This window comes from Kineococcus glutinatus, assembly GCF_039542765.1.
GTDB classification, from domain to species: Bacteria; Actinomycetota; Actinomycetes; order Actinomycetales; family Kineococcaceae; genus Kineococcus_A; species Kineococcus_A glutinatus.
Window position 1 is genome coordinate 1 of sequence record NZ_BAABIL010000658.1, and the last position, 1335, is coordinate 1335.

Here is a 1335-nt window from a genome sequence, read left to right on the forward strand (position 1 = left end):
CAGGCCGAGACCATGGACAGCGCGCTGTGGATGGCGCTGCGCAGCCTGGAGGAGCGGGCGCGGTGGTCGTCGCTGCGGCGCAGGTGCGGGGCGGCGACGACGTACAGGACCGAAAGCGCCAGGCCGAGGCAGACGAGCAGCGTCACGACGAGAGTTCCGATCAGCACGTGCTCACTGTGCAGCCGACCGCGGGGCCGGGCCAGTCGGCGCGCGGACCGTTGCCCGCTCGTGACAACCCCGCCCCCGGCCGGACGCCCGCAGCCGCACGCGGCGCCACACCGCGCGGACCCCCCGTCACGCCGGCGCGGCCTCCCGCAGCCGCTGGCTCACCACGGTCGTCACCCCGTCCCCGCGCATCGTGACCCCGTACAGCGCGTCGGCGATCTCCATGGTGCGCTTCTGGTGGGTGATGACGATGAGCTGGCTGGACTCGCGCAGCTCCTCGAAGAGGGTGAGCAGCCGCCCCAGGTTCGTGTCGTCGAGGGCGGCCTCCACCTCGTCGAGCACGTAGAACGGGCTGGGGCGGGCCCGGAAGATCGACACCAGCATCGCCACCGCCGTCAGCGACCGCTCCCCACCGGACAGCAGCGAGAGGCGCTTGACCTTCTTGCCCGCCGGGCGCGCCTCCACCTCGATGCCCGTGGCGAGCATGTCGGAGGGGTCGGTGAGCACCAGCCGGCCCTCCCCGCCGGGGAAGAGGCGCCCGAAGACCTGCTCGAACTGCGCCGCCACGTCGGCGAAGGCCGCGGAGAACACCTGCTCCACCCGCTCGTCGACCTCCTTGACGATGTCCAGCAGGTCCTTGCGCGAGGCGCGCAGGTCGTCGCACTGGGCCACGAGGAAGGAGTGCCGCTCCTCCAGCGCGGCGAACTCCTCCAGCGCCAGCGGGTTGACGGTGCCCAGCTGCGCCAGCGCCCGCTCGGCGGCGCGGCGGCGCTTGTCCTGCTCGGCGCGCACGTACGGCCGCGGCAGCAGCCCCTCCTCGTCCTCCCCCGGCGGCGGGGGGACGGGCTGGTCGGGGCCGAACCCGGCGACGAGGGCGTCGGCGTCCAGGCCCAGCTCCTCGCTCGCGCGGGCCTGCAGCTGCTCGATGCGCCAGCGCTGCTGGGCGCGGGCCACCTCGTCGCGGTGCCGGGAGTCCTCCAGCCGCTGGCGCTCCTCGCGCAGCGACTGCACCTGCTTGCGGGCGGTGCTCACCTCCGACTCCAGCCCGGTGCGCGCCTGCTCGGCGGCCTGCCGCAGCCGGGCGGCCTCCGCCAGCGACGCGGCCACCACCACCAGGGCGCGCCCGGCGCCGGCGCCCACCTCCTCGGCGACCTGGGCCTGCGCGGCGCG

The 1335-nt window shown here is 75.4% G+C and carries 1 protein-coding gene; it reads right to left on the minus strand.

Translation table 11 applies throughout. From position 1 onward, the window contains the following. Positions 1-294: 294 nt before the first annotated feature. Positions 295-1335 (minus strand): AAA family ATPase (locus ABEB16_RS19710; protein WP_345713903.1); only part of this gene is annotated, 1041 nt, incomplete at its 5' end.